Source organism: Bradyrhizobium sp. WSM3983, assembly GCF_000473045.1.
Taxonomy (GTDB): Bacteria; Pseudomonadota; Alphaproteobacteria; order Rhizobiales; family Xanthobacteraceae; genus Bradyrhizobium.
In genome coordinates this window covers 23,476-42,233 of sequence record NZ_KI421490.1, presented here as the reverse complement: position 1 = coordinate 42,233, position 18,758 = coordinate 23,476, and the positions used below count along the sequence as shown (strand labels likewise).

Below are 18,758 nucleotides of genomic sequence, written 5' to 3'. Positions count from 1 at the left end.
CTATTGCCCCCGTCGTCTCGCAGATGACCGATACGAGGGCCCGGTCGAGCCACACGCATCACCACGAGCCTTGACGCACAGACCCCGGGCGTCAGGACCACACGATTTTGCCGTACGCAGATCACACCGGTCGTGCGCGCGACGCGTCCGCTCACGGTTGCCCGCCCTGCGAAGCCTTCGCGCCGACGTGACCCACATCCACCGCAATCCGGCCCGCGTTCGTGACGATCGCGATACGCCCCTCTTCCTTGGGCCGGAGTGAGGTGATGCATACGCCGTTTCCGAATTTCGGTAAAGTGGAATATTTTTGGCCGCGGGCATTGCCCCACGCCTAGCGTGTTTTGCCTGTCAGGCAACGCAAGGGATTGTAGTTCGCAGGGTTCAGGGGTCGAAACAAAATTCTCAAACTCTAAAAATTCTCAAACTCTAATTGTCAAAAAACATTTGGCAGTCCGGTCTTGGCCAGGTCGCAAGCTGGCGGGCCGGTCGTCATTCCGGCGAGGTCAGCACCCCTGGATTTTGTGCGGGCTTCGTCGCAGCCGGATAGCCTTCGGCATTGGCGAGGTCGCGACGTAGCGATGGCGGTGCCGCCTGGAGCGCGAAGATGATCGCGATCTGGGTTCGGTTATGGAGGCGATATTTGCGCATGATGTTGCCGATATGCGCCCGCACCGTGTTCTCCGAGATCTTGAGCTCGTAGGCGATGTTCTTGTTCTGTAGTCCACGCGCGATGAGCATCATCAGCTCGCGCTCGCGCGGCGTCGGCGTAATCAAATCTTTTGGATCCGGGCTCATGACTTGCTCCTCCCTGGCCTGTGGTTTGATGTCGTGGCCAACCCAGCATGTACTCACTCCGTCTTGAGCGCCTCGATCGGACTGAGCTTGGACGCCTTGTGTGCAGGATAGAAACCAAAGATGAGGCCGGTCGCGATTGAAAAGGCGAGGGCCAGGGCAATTGCTTCGCTGTCGATCGACGTGATCCAGCCGGCCATGCGCGCGACCGTCATCGACAGTGTGACGCCGCCGAGGACGCCGATGGCACCGCCGAGCAGGCAGAGCACGAGCGCTTCGCAGAGAAACTGGAGACGAATATCGCGCATGCGCCCGCCGAGCGCCCGGCGGATGCCAATTTCCCGGGTGCGCTCGGTCACCGATACGATCATGACGTTCATGATGCTGATGCCGCCAACAAGCAGCGAGACCGAGGCGATGGCGACGAGCAGAAGCGCCACAGTGCGGATCGCCCCCTGCTGCGCTTCCATCGCCGCGGCCGGATCCTGGACCTTGAAGTCGTCTTCCTGACCCGCAACGATCCGGTGCCGTTGCCGCAGCAGGCTTTCGATTTCCGATCGCGCCCCGGTCATCTGACCGTCGGCGGCCACCTTCGCAATGATGTAGGCGACTGAATCCCGGTTGATGTTGCTCGCGCTGCCGAGGAAGCGGAGCTTGGCCGTGGTGAGGGGGACGAAGGCGACATCATCCTGCGCGGGGCCCTTGCGATCGAGCACGCCGACCACTTCGAGGGGGACCTTCATGATCCTGATCTGCGCGCCAATGGGATCGTCGCCCGGCGCGAACAGCTCGCGCGCAACCGTGCTTCCGAGGATCACGACTTTTCCGGCGGCGGCTTCCTCGGTGTTGGAAAAGTAGCGTCCGGAGGAAAGCTGCCAATCCCGCACCATGAAGTGCCCGGTCGTCGTGCCGTTGATCGTCGTGTTCCAGTTCTTGCCCTCGTGGATGACTTGCGCCGTTCCGGCGATCGATCCGGCCGCGGCCTGGATTTCCGGAATCTGCTCGAGGATGGCCTGCACGTCGCTTTCGGTCATCGTCAGCTTGCTGCCTTCCTTGAGACGGACCCCGCCCTGGTAGACTGCGCCGGGCATGATCATCAGCACGTTGGCGCCGATCGAGCGGATCTGCTCCTGGAGCCGCAACTGCGCGCCGGCGCCGATCGCAAAAACCGTCACGATCGACGCAACGCCGATCACAATGCCGAGCATGGTCAGGAAGCTGCGCAACGGGTTGAGGCGCAAGGCGTGCAGAGCGATCCGGAAGCCCTGAAGCATCGTCATGACCCAATGCTCCGTCTGGGTAGCAACGCCGCCACCGTCTCGTCGCTGACGATCTCGCCGTCATGCAGGCGGATCGTGCGCCGGCACTGGGTCGCGATGCGCGGATCGTGCGTGATCATCACGATGGTCTGGCCGCGCTGGTTGAGTGCGGCAAACAGCGCCAGGATCTCGGCGCCGGTGCGGCTATCGAGTGCGCCGGTCGGTTCGTCCGCGAGAACGATCAGCGGAGAGGCGATCAGTGCGCGCGCGATCGCGATGCGCTGCTGCTCACCGCCTGACAGCTGTCGTGGAAAGTGATGCGCCCGGTGCACCATGCCGACCGCCGCCAGGCTCTCCTCGGCACGCGCGAGGCGCTCCTTGTGGCCGACGCCACAATAGACCAGCGGCAGGGCGACGTTTTCGATCGCGTTGTGGCGCGCGAGCAGATTGTAGGACTGGAACACGAAGCCGATGCTGCGGGCCCGCAACGTCGACCTGCGGTCTTCCGAAAGGTCGGCGACATTCGTCCCCTCGAGATAGATCACGCCCTCGCTCGGGAGGTCGAGCAACCCGATCATGTTCATCAAGGTGGACTTGCCGGAACCGGACGGTCCCATGACGGCGAGGATCTCGCCTCGCTCGATGTCGAAGCTGACATTGCGCACCGCTGCGACCGCGATCCCGCCTGCGCGGTAGGTCCTGCCGACGGATCGGAGGCTGATGAGGGGCAGGGCGTCTGTCATGATCCGAACCTGATGCCGAGAAATTCCATGCCGGCCGGCCGGATCGCCTGTCCGACGGCGACCTGGCTGCCCTCGACGAGCTCTCCGCTCTTGAGCGCGACCTGTTCGGTGCCCGCCGCGCCGACTGTCACGGGGATCCGCTGAAGTGCGCCGCTGGCGGTGCGCAGCCAGACGCCGCTGCGTCCGGGGACCGCGTCTGCCCGCGCGCCCGAAGGCTGGAAGCGCAGCGCGGCCAGCGGCACTTTCAGCACGTTGTCCTGCTGCTCGATCACAATCTTGACCAGGGCAGTCATTCCGGGCAGCAGCGCACCGTCGAGATTGGAAGTCGACAGGACGACGGTATAGGTGACCACGTGCTGCTGGTTTTGCGGAGCCTTGCGCACCTGCCGTACCGCCGCCTCGAAGCGGCGGTCGGGATAGGCATCGACCGTGAAGTGAGCGCGCTGGCCCGGCGCGATGCGTCCGATATCCGCTTCGTCGACCTGCGCGTGGATCTCCATGTCCTCGAGGCGATGGGCAACCACGAAGGTGGTGCGGGACTCGAGGCCGACCGCGAGCGTCTGGCCTTCGTTGACGAACCGGCCGACCACGACGCCGTCGATCGGCGAACGGATCACGGTGCGGTCCAGATCGGCCTGGGCTGCCGCAAGGACGGCGGCTTTTTCCGGCACCGCCATCCTTGCCTGGTCCAGCTCGGCCTCGATCCGGCGGACGTCGGCCAGCGCGCCATCCACCGAGTAGGTATTGAGGGACATCATCACCTCTGCCTCGCGCTCCTGGGCTACGCGGGCCGCGAACTCCGTCTGGGCGTCGTCGACCGTCGACGTCGCCACGACATTCTGCGACTGCAGTGCCAACTTGCGTTGCAGGGTCTTCTGTGCCGACGCCTTGACCGCCTGCGCGCTGTCGAGCTTGGCGGCGAGTACGTCCCTGCTGCCCTTGGCGTTCTGCAGGTCGATCCTGGCGCGATCGAGCTTGGCCCGCTCGATGTCGACCAGGGAGTCGGAAACCGCCAGCGCCGCCTTGGCCTCGTCGACCTTGGCCGCGAAGCTGCGGGGATCGATCAGGGCAAGCGGCTGGTCCTTGCTGACGGTGTCGTTGAAGTCGACATAGACACGCGCGAGTTGCCCCGACAGTTGCGAGCCGACCTCGATCGTCTTGACGGGCTGAAGAGCGCCGGTGACCGTGACGGTCTGCTCGATGCTGCCGCGCTGGATCGCGGCGTAGCGGAATACGGGGGCGTCCGACCCGAAGGTCGGAGTCTCGCCGCCGGCGGGCTTGAGGAACTGCTTCGTCGACTCGTAGGCACGACTGGCGCCGTCCGCGGCGCTCCCGGCAGCACCCGCAACGACATCCGGTGCCGCGCCGTAGATGGTGGCGAGGCCGCACACAGTTCCAAACAGGACAATGACTGGCACAAATCGCATATCAAAAACCCGCCCTTTTGAAATGACAATGTTGGCGGAAATGCCCGATAGCTCGCTACGGTTGTATTTCGTCAGATTAAATATCGTTGTCTCGGCAGTATGTCGTTGATCTTGGGGTGACGGACGGGTGCGCTCCATGATCCAGAAGTAAAATCTGGCGGCTGCGACCTTTCGTGATTTGCGCGGAACGCATACCGGGCGTATTCAAAAAGATGCGCGCGTATCGAAACTCGACAGCTGACTGAACGTCGCGTCTGTTTTGCGGGCGATCGGCGTTCGCGTTGGCGCATGGATGGCGAGCCATGACGCAGAGGGCGATATCACGGCGGCAGCGCCGGACTGTCACATCCTTGACATGGTATCGCGCCGTGATGCCGCCTGTGGCGGCATCGAGCCCTTTCAATCACGAAACCCGATATGTGAACGCCTTCACTCGTATCAAAGGGCTGTTGGCCTTAAGACGTGAGAGCTGCGGACCGATGAGATTCGCGCGGTCATCGCGCATGCTTTCAAGCACCTTGTTATCGATTGCAAGAACAATGGATGGCTCGTTGCTGGATCATCGAGCGCCAAGTCCGGGAGTGTATTGCAATGAGTTCAATTCAAGCCACAGTTTATGTTGTTGACGACGAAATCCAGATACGAAACGCGATTGGCAGCCTCTGCGAGGAGACAGGACATCAGGTGAGGCTGTTTGCCTCGACGGACGAGTTCCTCGAGGAGAGTCTTTCCGACGGACCGTCATGCCTCGTGCTCGATGTCCGCTTTCCCGGGACGTCGCCGACCGGGCTCGAGCTCCAGCGCAGGTTGGCTAGATCGGGCGTGCCGATTCCGATCGTCTTCATCAGCGGCCACCCGGACGTGCGTGTCTCGGTCGAGGCGATGAAGCTTGGCGCGATCGAGTTTCTGCCAAAGCCGTTTCGCGAGCAGGAAATCCTCGATGCCATCAGGCACGGCATCGAGCGCGATCGCAACCGGATAGAGCGCGAAGACGTGGTGCGTGAGGCGCGTCTTCGGGTCGAAACGCTGACCGCTCGCGAACGGGAGATCATGCTGCTGATGGCGGAGGGGCTCGTCGCCAAGCAGATCGCGGCGAAACTTGGCGTCAGCGAGGTGACCGCGAAGGTGCATCGCGCCAGGATGTTGCGAAAGCTGGAGCTGCGTTCGCCGATCGAAGTGGTGCGATTGATCGACAGCATGGGTCTCGAAGCCGAGACGATGCGGACCGGCGCCGGACAGCCGCTGATCTAGCGCTGTCGGCGGCGCGAGTCAGCACGACGTCTAGTCCGTAGCGACTAGCATGAACTGCAGTCTGTCGCACGGAGCTCGATCGGTTCAGAGTTATCCCTACGATGTCGGCCTCCTCCAAGACGGCATCTGCAAACTGCTCAGCAACTTAGCAAGAAAGGGATACTCCATGCGTAAATTGCTCCTCGCTTCCGTCGCCGTGTTCGCTCTGTCCTCCGCGGCCCAGGCCGCCAACACCGCGACCACCGTGCAAATCGGCGCAGCAAACGGCTCCACCGTGAACCAGCAGGGCCACGTGAATGACTCCTCGACCACGTTCCAACTCGGCATCGTGAACAGCGCGAGCACCATGCAGGGCACGACCTCTCCGTCTCTCAACAATGCCAGCTCGGTGACCCAGATTGGCGTCCTTGGCAACGCGGCCACCACTGGGCAGGTTGCCACCGGCAACAACACGAGCTCGATCAGCCAGTCCACGCTCCTCGGCTTCGCGCCGAACAACTCCGCTGGCGTCGGGCAGCTCGGTGGCGGCCTCAACCTCAGCACCATCACGCAGCACTAACCAGCCCCGTACCTCTGGGTGCGCGCGCGCCGCGTACCCAGAGTTATGTTCCAATGGCCAACGACCAGGCTTCTTGGTGGAGTGGCGGATCGAATAGCTGCTCCTAGCGGAGGAACTCACATGCGGATCAACTATCTACTCGCAACAGCAGCCATGCTCAGCGCGTTGGCTTCTGTCGATGCCGAAGCCGCCAACACGATCAGCGTGTTGCAATTCGGTACGACAAATCTCTCGTCCACAACGCAGACCGGCCCGGTGAACAACACTGCGACGACGCTGCAATTCGGGGCCTTCAACCAGGCATCGAGCGTGCAACTCGGTTCATTCTCTTCGGTCAATTCAGTGACGATTGGACAAGGCGGCACGACGCCTACCGCGACCAATATCGCTACGGCTGGCCAAGTCGGAGGCGCCAACACGAGCTTGATTGGCCAGATTGGTTTGAACAACGCCGCCGGGGTATCCCAGCTTGGCATTCTGAACGGCTCCACGATTCTGCAGCAGGCTCCGTGACCTGAGATCGTGTGGTGACTCGGCAAATATTGTGGAGGCATATGATGAACAAGCATCTTCTGGTCGTTGCGACAGTGGTTCTCGTCTCCTGTTTCGCCGCGAACGGCCCCGCGCGGGCGCAGGGCGCCGACATCAAGACGATCGTCTCGGTCAACGGGCCCCCCGTTGTCGTGAACCAGAGCAGCTCGCTCAACATGGTCGGCATATTCCAGGTTGGCGGCAACACCAGTGCGACCGTGGCCCAGAACGGCACCAACAATGCGGTCGGCGTGCTGCAATTCGGCGGGACGACATCGGCGTCGGTCGGGCAGGCTGGCGTGAACAATTTTGCCTTTGTCGGCCAGACCGGCCAGTCGGCGACGAGCCTCCTGTCTCAGCTCGGCAGCATGAATACGGGGGCGATCGCGCAGTTCGGCACGGTCAACTCCTCGACGGTGAACCAGACCAGTCCCTGAGCTGCGCACGAACTCGCCGTCGCCAGAGATGTGACGTGTTGATGAGGCAGGGTGATGAGATATGGTAGAGAGTTCCTGGCGTTGGCGGTGTTGTCCGCCGTCACCAGCGTTGCGTCCGAGGCATCCGCGGGATCCAGGCCATCGCCAGCCGTTGGTGGGCTTGTGCGTGCCTGGACCAACGGAAACGTGAGCATCGAGACGGTCGTGGAGTTCGGCAATAATCCGCAGCCGGTCACGATCGTCGAGAACAGCCGCATCAATATCGCGCGAGTCATCGAGATCGGGACGGGCACGGTCGATGCGACGATTGTCCAGAACGGGACGCGCAACTATGTCGATGTGATTCAGGTCGGGAGCACGACCAATGCGCTGATCGGACAATCGGGCGTGAGCAACATCGCCGACATCACCCAGGTCGGCAATTCGACCAATGCGCTGCTGCTCCAGGTCGGTGACATGAACACGGGAGCTGTCAGGCAGTTCGGACGTTTCAACTGGCTGGCCATCTTCCAGTTCGGACGATGATCGAGACGAAGAGGTGTGACATGAAATTCCTCCTGCTCGCATCCGGAATGACCCTCATGACCGCAATTGCGATGGCGCCGGCCGGGGCCGGGGAGACCGGTGACGGCCACACCACTGTGGTCCAGGACGAAAATGGGACAGCGGTCATCACGCAGAGTGGCGATCCGGCGCAGGCCGAGGTCAAGATCGACAAGGAGCCGGGCCGCACCACGGTCTATCGCCGTAGCGGTGGCAATACCGCCATCGTGTCGCAAGGCACGGGAAATGCGCAGGACATGCTGGATTGGCTGCGAAAGCAGCAGGGCCACTAGCGCGAGCGCCATCTTCCGGGCGTTCTGCCGCACCCGGTTCCCCGTTAATCCCGTGCCTTAACCAACAATTAATTATACGTTTGCGGGTGGGCGACAGCCCGGCCTAGCGTGCGATGGGGAGCCGCTATTCGCGAAGCCAAACGAGTTGGTGCGTATCATGATGTCCAGATCAAATGGGGCCTTGCTCGCCTCGCTCAGCGCAGCCGCGCTGCTCCTTAGCCCCAGCGACAGTTTTGCACGACCGGGCGGCGGCGCCCCGCATGGCATGGTGACTGCAGCCGCGCCGCCGGCTGTGGCGCGTCCGCCGATCGCGCCCGGCGCGCGGTTTCACCGTCGGAACAGTTCATTTGTCTATTGGCCAGGTGGAGGCGGATTCTTCAACGACAGCGCAGGCTACAGCCCGCCGTTCGCCGACGCCGGGCAGCCCGTCACCAACGACGTGCGCTATACCTACACCTACGACGTTCCCTGGGACTGGGCGCATCGCTTCCCGCCGAACGTCGTGCCGTCCGACCGGCCCTATGTGCCGAGCTGCCCGACGGAGCAGGTGACGGTGCCCGGCCGCGGTGGCGGCGAGCACACCGTCAACATCATGCGCTGCTACTGAGCAGGGCAGCTCATTCCAGAATGCATTACAAGATTCCTGCCGCGGCCGCCTGGTCGCGGTCGGATTGTTTCTGCCTGACGTTCGCGAGCTCGCGGCTGCAAGCCGCAAAAGAGGTCGTCCCCGGGCGCAGCCCGAACTGGCCGCAGACATCCCGATCCTCATCCGCAATGATGCGCGCGAGCTCCGCCTCGGCGGCCTCGCGCAGCGCTGGCGCCGAAACGACTGTGTTCAGCCCCAAGGCCGTCACGACGGCGAGCAGCAACGCAGCGGCGATCCCGGGACGCTGCAGATCATGGGCCGTAGGTTGAGAAGGGCGAGCCTTGCTTCTGGCTTCGGGCATGAAATCCTCTCGCATGAAACATCGATGGTCAGAAAAATGATGATCGAGCCGTCCGGCAAAATCGGCGGATCGAACACGAATACACGTCGCTCCGCAGCGGGGACGTGAAACAGATTACAATTTTCAAGCCGGCGCGGACCTAATTTCAGAGGCGATACTAGCCGAGTTCAAAACTGGTTACGCCGAACACGCGGTCGAGCCGCAGTGACGGGATCGGTCCAGTGTACATTCGCGCCGTTTCGAATGTCGGCTTCAGACCAAGGGATTCCGCAAGCGCAATAGCATCGCCGTTCACCGCGGGGATGTCGAGCACAATCTCGCTGCTTCCGGGACTGGCCAGCAGAGCCTGCACGATGGCGTCGGCGGCGGCGCGGTGATCGGCTACCAGTGGGCCGATCTTGCGGCCTGTCCGGCAGGGACGGACCACACCCCACGCGGCAAGCTTGCCGTCGCGCATCAACGCGCGTCCGACGTGTCCGGGCGTGTTGATCCAGGCGCGCAGGAAGGTCGCGCGTGGGGCAGGGAAGACGGTTGTATCGTCGGCTTCCACAAGTGCGAACGGGATCGTGTTGAGCGCAACGACATCGGCGGGCGGCTTCGGTGGTGCGGCGACCGCGCCGCCATAGCGGATATTGGCGTAGGCCAGCTGGAAGCCGGACTTCTTGTAATTGTCCTGCTGCGCCACGACGCCGTCGAGGCCGATCACGCGCGAGCCCGCATGCGCGATCGCGGCGTTCCAGATGCGCAGGCCGTGGCCTTTCCCACGAAAGCCTGCGCGCACGATGTAGAAGCCGAGAAACGCGAAGCGGTCGTCGTAGTTGACGCAGGAGACGGTCGCGACCGGCTCGCCGCCGATCTCGCCGACGAAGAAACCTTGCGCGTCCGGGATTGCGAAGCAGGCGTCGTCGCGCAGGCCGGGATTCCAGCCCTCGGCCGCGGCCCAGTCGATCGCGACGGAGATCTCCTCGGGACGCAGATTGCGGATCTGCAAATCGCTCATGTCGTGGTGCCTCGTGGCGATGGACCTGCGGGCAAGTCTGGCTGTAGAAGGCCTGGTGACAGGCTAACCTTCGGTTCGCTTCAACGTTATCACAGGGATCACCAGTTATGGCAGCAGAGAAGGTCGCACTCGTCACCGCAGGCGGCAGCGGCATGGGGGCAGGGGCCGCGCGGCGGCTCGCGGCCGACGGCTTTCGCGTGGGCGTCCTGTCGTCCTCCGGCAAGGGCGAGGCGCTGGCGGTCGAGCTCGGCGGCTTCGGCGTGACCGGCTCGAACAAGTCCAATGACGATCTGAAGCGCCTCGTCGACGGCGCGCTCGCGAAATGGGGACGCATCGACGTGCTCGTCAACAGCGCCGGCCACGGCCCGCGCGCGGCAATCACCGAGATTACCGACGAGCAATGGCACACAGGCCTCGACACGTATTTGCTGAACGTGATCCGTCCGACCCGGCTGGTGACGCCGGTGATGCAAGCGCAGAAGGGCGGCACCATCATCAACATCTCGACCGCCTGGGCGTTCGAGCCGAGCGCGATGTTTCCGACTTCGGCGGTGTTCCGCGCGGGCCTTGCCGCCTTCACCAAAATCTTCACCGACACCCATGCGGCCGACAACATCCGCATGAACAACGTGCTGCCCGGCTGGATCGACAGCCTGCCGCAGCTAGATGCGCGCCGCGACAGCGTGCCGATGAAGCGCTACGGCAAGGTCGAGGAGATCGCGGCGACGGTATCGTTCCTTGCATCCGACGGCGCGGCCTACATCACCGGCCAGAACATCCGCGTCGACGGCGGGCTGACGCGCTCGGTCTGAGGTGGGCCCATTCGAGTCGCGCTCTCGCGATCTTGTCGTGGCGCGACACGGCCCTGCATCGCCCGTCGCCGATCAAGGATGATGCGTGGCCCTTTGGTCACACCCGTCATCGGTTCGTATGAACTCGCGCGCACGCTACGTCACAGTCCCAGCGAACTTCGCGGCAGCCCAAGACGCCAAGCGGGGTGCCGCCTATGCCTAGCCCTTGCCGGAAACACTTGGCCGGCGCATTCGGAAACGCGCGTTTCGATCGCGTGGGGCAAGGAGACTGCAATGAAGAAGTTTTTGCTGGCGGCAGCGATGGTTGTTTTGGGCACCGCGTCCGTGCAGGCCGCCGACCTCGCGGCACACTACACCAAGGCGCCGATGATGGCGGCCGGCTACAACTGGACCGGATTCTATGTCGGCGCCAATGTCGGCGGACAATGGGGCAGCTCCGATCCGCGCACCTCGACCGTATTTGATCCGGCCGGATATTTCGCCAGCAGCAGCGTGCCGGCCATCAACGCGATCGGGATCCAGCACGCCAACAGCTCGAGCGTGACCGGCGGCTTTACCGCCGGCTACAATTGGCAGGTCAACAGCGCCGTGCTCGGCCTGGAGGGCGACATCAATTATTTCGGCTTCAAGGGCAGCGCCACCGGCTCGGCGCTTTATCCCTGCTGCGCGCCGACCGGCTTCACGGTGTCGTCGTCGGTGTCGGCCGACTGGCTTGCGACCATCCGCGGCCGCATCGGCTTCCTTGCTGCACCGACCTGGCTGGTCTACGCCACCGGCGGTGCCGCGATCGCCGAGGTGAAGGGCAACTTCAACTTCACCGACACGTTCTCCGCGGCGACTGAGTCGGCCGCAATCCGCGATACGCGGGTCGGCTGGACTGCCGGCGTCGGCAGCGAATACGCCTTCGGTGGCGGGTGGTCGCTCAAGGCGGAATATCTCTATGTCGATCTCGGCCGCGCCACGACGACCAGCACAAATCTCAATACCGTGGGCTTTGGCGCCTTCCCCACCAACGTCTACACCCACTCGGTCGACCTCAAGTCGAACATCGTGCGCGTCGGCGTGAACTACAAGTTCGGCGGACCGGTCGTCGCCAGGTACTGAGCATCCCGTTCCGAATCTGGTGTGGAAAGCCCCGGCTCAACTGGGGCTTTCTGCTTTGGTTGGCAGGTTCAGTGCGAGGCTACGAGCTTGGCCAGCGTAGGCAAGATCTTGTAACGCGCGATCTCGTGCGGATATTCGCCGCGATTGGCGAGCAGCACGATGCCGATCCGGTGGGCCGGTAAGAGGCCGATGTAACCCGACGCGTTGTTGAGGCCGCCCGGCTTGTCGACGATTGTGACGCCGGGAAGGTGCACGGTCTCCCAGGCCATGGCCTGGCCGAACCTTTGGTCGACGCGGAAACTTTCGCGCTGTGTCATTCGCAGCGCCTCGCGCAAATGCGGATCGAGCGCGCGGCCGTCGACGGAGGCCGCGACGAATGTCGCAAGATCCCGCGCGGACGAGAGCATCTGGCCGGTGCCGGGGAAATCGAAGTAGCTCTGCTGGTTGCCGATCGGGCCGATCGCGCTGCCCTGGTCGGAATAGCCCTGCGCCACGCGCCGCATGACGGCGTCGTCCATGTGCGCGCGGTTATCAGGCCCGCGTTCGGGAAGGAACGTCGCATGCATGCCGAGCGGCGTGAGCACGCGGCTCTCGATCAGCCTTTCGATCGGCGTGCGATAGCAGCGCTCGAGCACGAGCTGGAGCAGCACGTAAGCGGCATGACTGTAGATGCGCTGCTTGCCGGGCGCGACGTCCGCGGGCGGGGTCCAGGCGTTGAGCATCGCGATGAATTGCGCCTGAGAGTAGGAGTCGTTCGGCCAGGGCGGATGATCGGTCGGCAACAAGAGGCCAGAGGTGTGCGTGGCGAGCTCGCCGACGGTGACGCGGCGGATGTATTCGCCAGTGAGCTCCGGCAGATATTTCGGCAGGGGATCGTCGAGCCGCAGTTCGCCGCGGAGCGTGCCGAGCGCCACCAGCGTCGCCTCGAACGGTTTTCTTAAAGAGGCGAGGTTGAACAGCGTGTCCTGCGTTACGGGATTTCGCGTGGCTTCGTCCGCGAAGCCGTAGGTGAAGAATTCGACATCGCGGCCGGCATAGAGCGCGGCGGCGAGGCCGCCCGGATGCTCCGGCGTCGCCGTCGGCGCGAGCTCGTTGGCGACGATATCGCGCATCTGCGCGATCATGTCGGAATCTGCTGACGCGCGGCGAGGTCCGGCCAGCGCGGCCGCAAAGGGAACAAGCGCGGCGCGGGCGAGGGATCGCCTTGTGATTTGCGGGGAGATGACAACAGGCGGCACGTGATCTGACAACGATGCGGTGCGCCCCCGGAGACCATCTTAGCGAGACGGGTGCAGCGTCCAATTCACGATTGCGCGTTGTGGGTTCCATATCAGCCTCGAAAAAATACTTAGCTCACGAGCTAACAATCATTGACGCCGTTCGTGGTCGCGCCTATAGTTAGCTCCATGGCTAACCAATTATCCCAGCTCGACCAGGTTTTTGCAGCCCTTGCCGACCCCACGCGGCGGGCGATCGTGATGCGGCTGTGCGCCGGCGAGGCCTCGGTCGGCGAACTCGCCGACCCCTTCGACATGGCGCTGCCAAGCTTCATGAAGCACATCCATGTGCTGGAGCTCAGTGGGCTCGTGCAGTCGGAGAAATCCGGCCGCGTGCGCACCTGTCGCCTCAGCCCCGATGCGCTCGTCGGTGCGGAAGACTGGTTCCAGCACCAGCGCGCGATCTGGGAAGCGCGGCTCGACCGCTTCGAGGCTTACGTGATCAAGCTCAAGAAGGAGAGGGCGGCCGCCAAGCGGCCGTCCAAGACGTCTGACAAGACGGCTGACAAGACGACCAACAAAACAAGTAAACGGAAAGGTGCCGAGTAATGACGAGTTCTGCCAACGCTGCCCTGTCGCAATGGTCGATCGACCGCGAGATCGTGATGTCGCGCGTGATCGACGCGCCGCGCGATCTGGTGTTCGAGGCGTGGTCCGACCCAAAACATCTGCCGCAATGGTTCGGGCCGAAGGGATTCAAAATCGAGACCTTCGAGATCGACGTGCGTGTCGGCGGCGTCTGGCGCTTCAACATGATCGGCCCCGACGGCACCATCTATCCGAACCGCATGCGTTTCCGCCGCATCGAGCGGCCGTCCTTCATGGAGATGGATCATGGCGTCGACCAGGACGACGATCCCGGCATGTTCCGCTTCACCATCACCTTTGCCGAGCAGAGCAACGGCAAGACCGTGCTGATGATGCGGCAGCTGGCAGCGAGCACCGAGCAGCGCGACGGCATGATCGGCTTTGGCGCCGTCGAATACGGCTACCAGACGCTGGACAAGCTGGCGGCCTATGTCGGTGGACTGAAGAAATAAGCCCCGCATGATTCCCCGGGGGCCCTCGAAGTGGTGCCCCCGGAATAGGCTCGGGGACACGTGGAAGCGTAGTCGCCTTCGCAAATATGACAGCGCGCAGGCGAATTATGACAGCGCCGTCACGTAGATTTTTGTCGCGCCGGCCCGCAGATTTATGACAGAATTGCTACCGTTGGATGTCATATTGACTACGGCGGAGCGATTCATGTTGCAGTGGCAGGCACGGTCAAATCCCCTCGCGTGGTGGTGGGGCTCTCTGACGCTTGTCAGCGCAACGAACATCCTCGTCTGGTTCATGCTGTACCGCGAGTTCTATCCGACCGTGGCCGGCAGCGTCGGCGGCGGCTCGGATATCGGGCTGATGTTCCTGCTTTGCGCGGGCTATGTGTTCGGCTGCGCCTTCCGCTCGGTGCTGCCGCGCGCCGACGTGCAGCGCATATGCCTGTTCGATACCTGGCTGTCGAGCGTGTTCGTCGGTCGCACCGTCGCGACCGTGGCCGAGCTCTGCTTCGTCGCGCAATGGGCGATCATCCTGCATCAGCTCGGCCACATGACAGGCGGGGAGACCGCGGTGAACATCGCGCTCGTGATCGTGCCGATCATCGTCATCGCGGAGTGCTTCTCCTGGTACGCGGTGGTGACCACCAACTTCCTCTTCAATGCGATCGAGAACTCGCTGTGGGCGGTGACATTCTTCCTTGCCGGCATTGCGCTGTGCCGCCTGATGCCGGAATTCCAGGGACCGGTGCGCTGGGCACTGATCGCCGGCATCATCGGCATCGCGTGCTTCCTCGCCTTCCTCGTCACCGTCGACGTGCCGATGTATCTCAGCCGCTGGCGGGCGGGGCATAAAGAGGGCGGCAGGTTCCTCGGCTTCCTCGAAGGCCTGCATGACGTCTCGACGCGTTGGGTGGTGACCCACGACATCGCGCATTGGAAGGGCGAACTGACCTGGATGTTCCTGTATTTCAGCGCCGCCGTCTGGTCGAGCCTCGCGCTCTGCGCGCTCTACGCCATGGAAGGCTATCTCACGCGCTATCTGGCCTGAAGGTAGACTCTTTTTTGACGCGTTTTCTTAACGCGAACCGGTATCCACTTCGCTTGAAAACGCTCTATTTGCCGACCAGGCCGCACTTGCTGCGGTCGAGCGGGCGGAAGGCCTGGTCTGGCGGGATGGTCGCGACCAGCTTGACGAAGTCCCACGGCCCCTTGGACTCTTCGGGCGTTTTGACCTGCGCCAGATAGAGATCATGCACCATGCGTTGGTCCTCGCGAATGCGGCCGTTCGTCGTGTAGGCGTCCGACACCGGCGTCGCCTTCATCTTGGCCATCACGGTGGCGCTGTCATCCGAGTCGGTGTCCTTCACCGCTTGCAGGTAGTGGCGCACGGCGGAATAGACGCCGGCCTGGATCTGGGACGGCATCGCCTTGCGGCGGGCATAGAACGCATCGGAGAACTTTCGGGCCGCCGGCGAGACGTCCTCGAAGAACGAGGTGACGATGAGATCGCCGCGCGTGGCCTTGAGGCCGACCGCCTCGATATCGACGTTCTGGAACGACATCGGCACGATCTTGATGCCCTGGTCGGCAAGGCCGAATTCCTCCGCCTGCTTGATCGCGGTAGCGTTGTCGCCGGCGACATTGATCGCGAGGATCTTTGCGCCCGAGGACTGCGCCTGCAGCAGGAAGGAGCTGTAATCGGGCGTGCCGAGCTGAGCCTTGACGCCGCCGGCCACCTTGCCGCCGAGCGCCGCGATACGGTCGCGTGCGGTCGCCTCGATCGAATGTCCGAAGGCGTAGTCGCCGGTGATGAAGAACCAGGGCTCCTTGCTGGTCCGCATGATACCGGAGACCACGGCTGTCGCCGTGGAGTAGGCGTCCTGGGTCCACTGCACGCTGCTGGGCGCGCAGGCGTCATCGGTCAACTGGTTGGCACCGGCGCCGGAGACGAGGAAGATTTTTCCGTTGCCGCGCACGAGCTCCTGCACGGCGAGCGCCGCGCCCGAGCTGCCGCCGTCCGCAATCGCCTGCACGCCGTCGCTGAACCATTTTCGCGCGAGCGATGCCGCAAGGTCCGGCTTGTTCTGGTGATCGGCCTGCAGGATCTCGATCGGCTTGCCGTTGATCTTGCCGCCGAACTCCTCCGCCGCCATCCGCGCCGCCTCGACCGAGCCCGGGCCCATCGCGGTTGCGAAAATGCCGTTCATGTCGGTGAGGACGCCGATGCGGACGGCACCGCCCTTGATCTCGGCGCTCGCGGCGCCCGCGAGCGCCAGCGTGATCAGCAGGATGGCAGTGGATGTCATGCGGAGATTGGCCATGGCGTTTCCTGATTTTATCGTTGATGGGTTCGTGCTCGTGGTCACGCCTGTTCGGCGATGACCTTGTTGCGCAAAATGCCGATACCGGAGATTTCGACCTCGACCGTGTCGCCGGGGCGCATCCACAGCGGCGGCGTGCGCTTGGCGCCGACACCGCCGGGCGTGCCCGTGACAATGACATCACCGGGGACGAGCGGGCAGATCGTCGAAATGTAGGCGATCAGCTCAGGGATCGCGGTGATCAGGAGATCCGTCGTGGTGTCCTGCACGACGGTGCCGTTCAGGCGCGTCTGCAAGGTCAGCTTCGACGGATCGGGGATCTCGTCCGCCGTCACCAGCCATGGGCCAAAGCTGCCGCTCTCCGCAAACGTCTTGCCGGAGAGGAACTGGCTGGTGTGGCGCTGCCAGTCGCGGATGCTGCCTTCGTTGTAGCAGGCATAGCCGGCGATGTGGTCGAGCGCGCGGCTCGCGGGAATGTGGCGGCCTTCCTTGCCGATGACCAGCGCGAGTTCGCCTTCGTAATCGAAATCGTCGCTGACATTCGGCTTCACCATGGGCTGGAGATGGCCGACCTGGCTGCAGGGGAAACGGACGAACAGCGCCGGCTTCTCGGTGACGGTGCGGCCGGTCTCGGCGACGTGGTCGCGGTAGTTGAGGCCGACGCAGATGATCTTGCCGGGATCGGGGACGACCGGCGCGAAGCTGATCTTGTCGAGCGGATGATCTGGCGCCGTGGAGGCGACCAGCTTTGCCGCCTCGGCCACGCGACCCGCTTCGAGCAACTGCCGCAGCGTGGCGCAGGGCGCCATGCGCGTGCCGAGATCGACCACGCCGTTGTCCTTGACGGCCCCGAAGGAGGCGCGGCCGTCGGCGATGAAAGAGAGCAGCTTCATGAGATATCCTCGAGACTTGTTCGATCAGGCCGCGGACGGCACGTGGGTTGGAGGTGTGATGGCGGCGATGAGCCGGTCGAGCTCGGCATCGTTGCGGGCGGTGCCGCAGATGTAACGGTCGGGGCGAACCAGCGCCGCGGTAATGCCGTGCTCGCGCAGCCAGGGTCCGATGCCTTCGGCCTCGTCGCTGGTCAGGAGTTTGATCCCGGGCTGCGAGAGAGCGAGACGCTTTGCGCTCCCGACGAGGAGGACATGGCCGTAGCCGATCCCCTCGTCGCCGCGACTGCCGTCATTCAGCATGAACTGCGGCGCGAGATGTCCGGCGAGCGGCAGGTCGCCGAGCGCGAGCCCGGGGCCGAGCAGGGGCTTTTTCACCTCCAGCTTCACGGGCGCATTTTCACGCGCTTGCCCGGCGGCGAGGCCCGCTTCGATCGCCTTGGTGTTGATGACGCCGCCGAGGCGAATGGCAAGCTCGATGAACTCGCGCACATGCGGTTGGCGTTCGCTCTGATAGGTGTCGAGCAGATCGATTGCCGCACCGTCGCGAATGATGCTCGCGAGCTTCCAGGCGAGGTTGGCGGCATCGCGGATGCCGGCGCACATGCCCTGGCCGAGGAAGGGCGGGGTCTGGTGCGCGGAATCGCCGGCAAGCAGTAGCCGGCCGTTGCGCCATTGCTGCGCGATGACGGAATGAAAGGTGTAGACCGCGGCGCGCTCGAGCTCGGCGTCGTCAGGCGTGATCCAGCGCGACAGCAGCTCCCAGACCTTTGCCGGCTGTGCGACTTCGTTCGAATCCTCGTTCGGAAGGACCGTAATCTCCCAGCGCCGTCGCGTCCCGGTGCCACGGACGTAGGTCGCAGGCCGCCGGGGATCGCAGTGCTGGAGGCTGTAATCGCCGAGATCGTCGCGCGCGCGCTTGAGCAGCACGTCGATCACCAGCCAGCGCTCGTGGAAGCCGAGATCGTCCATCCCCGAGCCGATGAAGCGGCGCACGAGCGAACGCGCGCCGTCGCAGCCGATCACGTAGCCGGCGCGGACCTCGCTGAGCTTGCCGTTGGAGAGGTCCTCGTAGCGCACGCGCACGCCGGTCCCGTCCTGATCGAGCGCGAACACATCGCATCGGCTGCGCAAGCTGACGTGGGGCCAGCGTGCGAGGCCGCTGATCAGCACATCCTCCAGGTCGGGCTGGTGGAAGCGGTAGCTGAGATTCCAGCCCATCGGCGTCAGCGTCTGTGGCCGCGACCAGTCCAGCAGCATTTTGCCGTTGGCATCGAGGAAGAGCATGCCGGGGCTGAGGATGACATGCGGCAGGATGGCGTCCGCCAAGCCAATGGTCTGGAACACCCGCATGCATTCGTCGTCGAAATGCACCGCGCGCGGCAGATGATAGGTCCGCGCCTCGCGCTCCAGCACCAGCGTCCGCACGCCGCAGAGGCCGAGCAGATTGGCGAGCGTGGCGCCGACCGGGCCGCGGCCGACGATCACGACGTCAAACTCCTCGGGGGCGGATTTATTCTGCATGGCGCTAT

At 63.8% G+C, this 18,758-nt stretch carries 22 protein-coding genes; 12 read left to right on the top strand and 10 right to left on the bottom strand.

What is annotated here, in order from left to right; all coding sequences use genetic code 11:
• Positions 1–489 precede the first annotated feature (489 nt).
• The 4 genes from YUA_RS0142280 to YUA_RS0142265 are packed head-to-tail and all read right to left on the bottom strand — an operon-like array spanning position 490 to position 4,221.
• Positions 490–795 carry a response regulator transcription factor gene (locus YUA_RS0142280; protein WP_035973158.1) on the bottom strand — a complete coding sequence of 102 codons (306 nt, stop codon included), beginning with the start codon at positions 793–795 and terminating at the stop codon, positions 490–492.
• 53 nt (positions 796–848) lie between these two features.
• The gene (locus YUA_RS0142275) at positions 849–2,072 is read right to left on the bottom strand and encodes an ABC transporter permease (RefSeq protein ID WP_027536058.1); all 1,224 of its coding nucleotides are present in this window, start codon (positions 2,070–2,072) and stop codon (positions 849–851) included.
• On the bottom strand, positions 2,069–2,794 hold the full coding sequence (locus tag YUA_RS0142270; protein ID WP_027536057.1) for an ABC transporter ATP-binding protein: 726 nt from the start codon (positions 2,792–2,794) through the stop codon (positions 2,069–2,071). Before YUA_RS0142270 ends, YUA_RS0142275 begins: the two co-directional genes overlap by 4 nt.
• Positions 2,791–4,221 (bottom strand): efflux RND transporter periplasmic adaptor subunit, encoded by a 1,431-nt coding sequence (locus YUA_RS0142265; RefSeq protein ID WP_027536056.1) that lies wholly within the window; start codon positions 4,219–4,221, stop codon positions 2,791–2,793. Before YUA_RS0142265 ends, YUA_RS0142270 begins: the two co-directional genes overlap by 4 nt.
• A gap of 591 nt (positions 4,222–4,812) precedes the next feature.
• Between YUA_RS0142265 and YUA_RS0142260 the strand changes: the two genes are divergently transcribed.
• The 7 genes from YUA_RS0142260 to YUA_RS0142230 all read left to right on the top strand — a co-directional run bounded on the left by YUA_RS0142260 (position 4,813) and on the right by YUA_RS0142230 (position 8,442).
• Positions 4,813–5,472 carry a response regulator transcription factor gene (locus tag YUA_RS0142260; protein WP_027536055.1) on the top strand — a complete coding sequence of 220 codons (660 nt, stop codon included), beginning with the start codon at positions 4,813–4,815 and terminating at the stop codon, positions 5,470–5,472.
• Between the two features lie 166 nt (positions 5,473–5,638).
• On the top strand, positions 5,639–6,031 hold the full coding sequence (locus YUA_RS0142255) for a hypothetical protein (protein ID WP_027536054.1): 393 nt from the start codon (positions 5,639–5,641) through the stop codon (positions 6,029–6,031).
• Positions 6,032–6,151: 120 nt separating this feature from the next.
• Positions 6,152–6,544: a curlin gene (locus YUA_RS0142250; RefSeq protein ID WP_027536053.1), complete on the top strand. Its 393-nt coding sequence runs from the start codon at positions 6,152–6,154 to the stop codon at positions 6,542–6,544.
• Positions 6,545–6,588: 44 nt separating this feature from the next.
• A complete protein-coding gene (locus YUA_RS46720; RefSeq protein ID WP_027536052.1) occupies positions 6,589–6,999 on the top strand; it encodes a curlin in 411 nt (136 codons plus the stop codon).
• A gap of 54 nt (positions 7,000–7,053) precedes the next feature.
• Positions 7,054–7,524: a minor curlin subunit gene (locus YUA_RS0142240; RefSeq protein ID WP_027536051.1), complete on the top strand. Its 471-nt coding sequence runs from the start codon at positions 7,054–7,056 to the stop codon at positions 7,522–7,524.
• 20 nt (positions 7,525–7,544) lie between these two features.
• The gene (locus tag YUA_RS0142235; RefSeq protein ID WP_027536050.1) at positions 7,545–7,835 is read left to right on the top strand and encodes a hypothetical protein; all 291 of its coding nucleotides are present in this window, start codon (positions 7,545–7,547) and stop codon (positions 7,833–7,835) included.
• Positions 7,836–7,992: 157 nt separating this feature from the next.
• A complete protein-coding gene (locus tag YUA_RS0142230; RefSeq protein WP_027536049.1) occupies positions 7,993–8,442 on the top strand; it encodes a hypothetical protein in 450 nt (149 codons plus the stop codon).
• 25 nt (positions 8,443–8,467) lie between these two features.
• Here YUA_RS0142230 and YUA_RS0142225 read toward each other — a convergent pair whose 3' ends face one another.
• Positions 8,468–8,704 (bottom strand): hypothetical protein, encoded by a 237-nt coding sequence (locus YUA_RS0142225; RefSeq protein ID WP_156947623.1) that lies wholly within the window; start codon positions 8,702–8,704, stop codon positions 8,468–8,470.
• Positions 8,705–8,939: 235 nt separating this feature from the next.
• Positions 8,940–9,782: a GNAT family N-acetyltransferase gene (locus YUA_RS0142220; RefSeq protein WP_027536047.1), complete on the bottom strand. Its 843-nt coding sequence runs from the start codon at positions 9,780–9,782 to the stop codon at positions 8,940–8,942.
• A gap of 107 nt (positions 9,783–9,889) precedes the next feature.
• Here YUA_RS0142220 and YUA_RS0142215 point away from each other — a divergent pair, with 107 nt between their 5' ends.
• Positions 9,890–10,594, top strand: coding sequence for an SDR family oxidoreductase (locus YUA_RS0142215; protein ID WP_027536046.1), 705 nt, complete (start codon positions 9,890–9,892; stop codon positions 10,592–10,594).
• Positions 10,595–10,867: 273 nt separating this feature from the next.
• Positions 10,868–11,698 carry an outer membrane protein gene (locus YUA_RS0142210; RefSeq protein ID WP_027536045.1) on the top strand — a complete coding sequence of 277 codons (831 nt, stop codon included), beginning with the start codon at positions 10,868–10,870 and terminating at the stop codon, positions 11,696–11,698.
• A gap of 68 nt (positions 11,699–11,766) precedes the next feature.
• Here the strand turns inward: YUA_RS0142210 and YUA_RS0142205 are convergent, their stop codons facing one another.
• The gene (locus YUA_RS0142205; RefSeq protein WP_027536044.1) at positions 11,767–12,822 is read right to left on the bottom strand and encodes a serine hydrolase; all 1,056 of its coding nucleotides are present in this window, start codon (positions 12,820–12,822) and stop codon (positions 11,767–11,769) included.
• Between the two features lie 282 nt (positions 12,823–13,104).
• Here YUA_RS0142205 and YUA_RS0142200 point away from each other — a divergent pair, with 282 nt between their 5' ends.
• The 3 genes from YUA_RS0142200 to YUA_RS0142190 all read left to right on the top strand — a co-directional run bounded on the left by YUA_RS0142200 (position 13,105) and on the right by YUA_RS0142190 (position 15,063).
• Entirely contained in the window at positions 13,105–13,524 is a 420-nt protein-coding gene (locus tag YUA_RS0142200; protein WP_027536043.1) for a helix-turn-helix transcriptional regulator, read from the top strand.
• On the top strand, positions 13,524–14,015 hold the full coding sequence (locus YUA_RS0142195) for an SRPBCC family protein (protein ID WP_027536042.1): 492 nt from the start codon (positions 13,524–13,526) through the stop codon (positions 14,013–14,015). The genes YUA_RS0142200 and YUA_RS0142195 overlap by 1 nt, the downstream gene beginning before the upstream one ends.
• Before the next feature lie 205 nt (positions 14,016–14,220).
• Entirely contained in the window at positions 14,221–15,063 is an 843-nt protein-coding gene (locus YUA_RS0142190) for a hypothetical protein (protein WP_027536041.1), read from the top strand.
• Positions 15,064–15,127: 64 nt separating this feature from the next.
• Here the strand turns inward: YUA_RS0142190 and YUA_RS0142185 are convergent, their stop codons facing one another.
• The 3 genes from YUA_RS0142185 to YUA_RS0142175 are packed head-to-tail and all read right to left on the bottom strand — an operon-like array spanning position 15,128 to position 18,750.
• Positions 15,128–16,336, bottom strand: a complete 1,209-nt coding sequence (locus YUA_RS0142185) for an ABC transporter substrate-binding protein (RefSeq protein WP_027536040.1) — start codon at positions 16,334–16,336, stop codon at positions 15,128–15,130.
• Between the two features lie 41 nt (positions 16,337–16,377).
• A complete protein-coding gene (locus YUA_RS0142180; RefSeq protein ID WP_027536039.1) occupies positions 16,378–17,229 on the bottom strand; it encodes a fumarylacetoacetate hydrolase family protein in 852 nt (283 codons plus the stop codon).
• A 24-nt stretch (positions 17,230–17,253) separates the two neighbouring features.
• Positions 17,254–18,750: a bifunctional 3-(3-hydroxy-phenyl)propionate/3-hydroxycinnamic acid hydroxylase gene (locus YUA_RS0142175; protein ID WP_027536038.1), complete on the bottom strand. Its 1,497-nt coding sequence runs from the start codon at positions 18,748–18,750 to the stop codon at positions 17,254–17,256.
• Positions 18,751–18,758 lie beyond the last annotated feature (8 nt).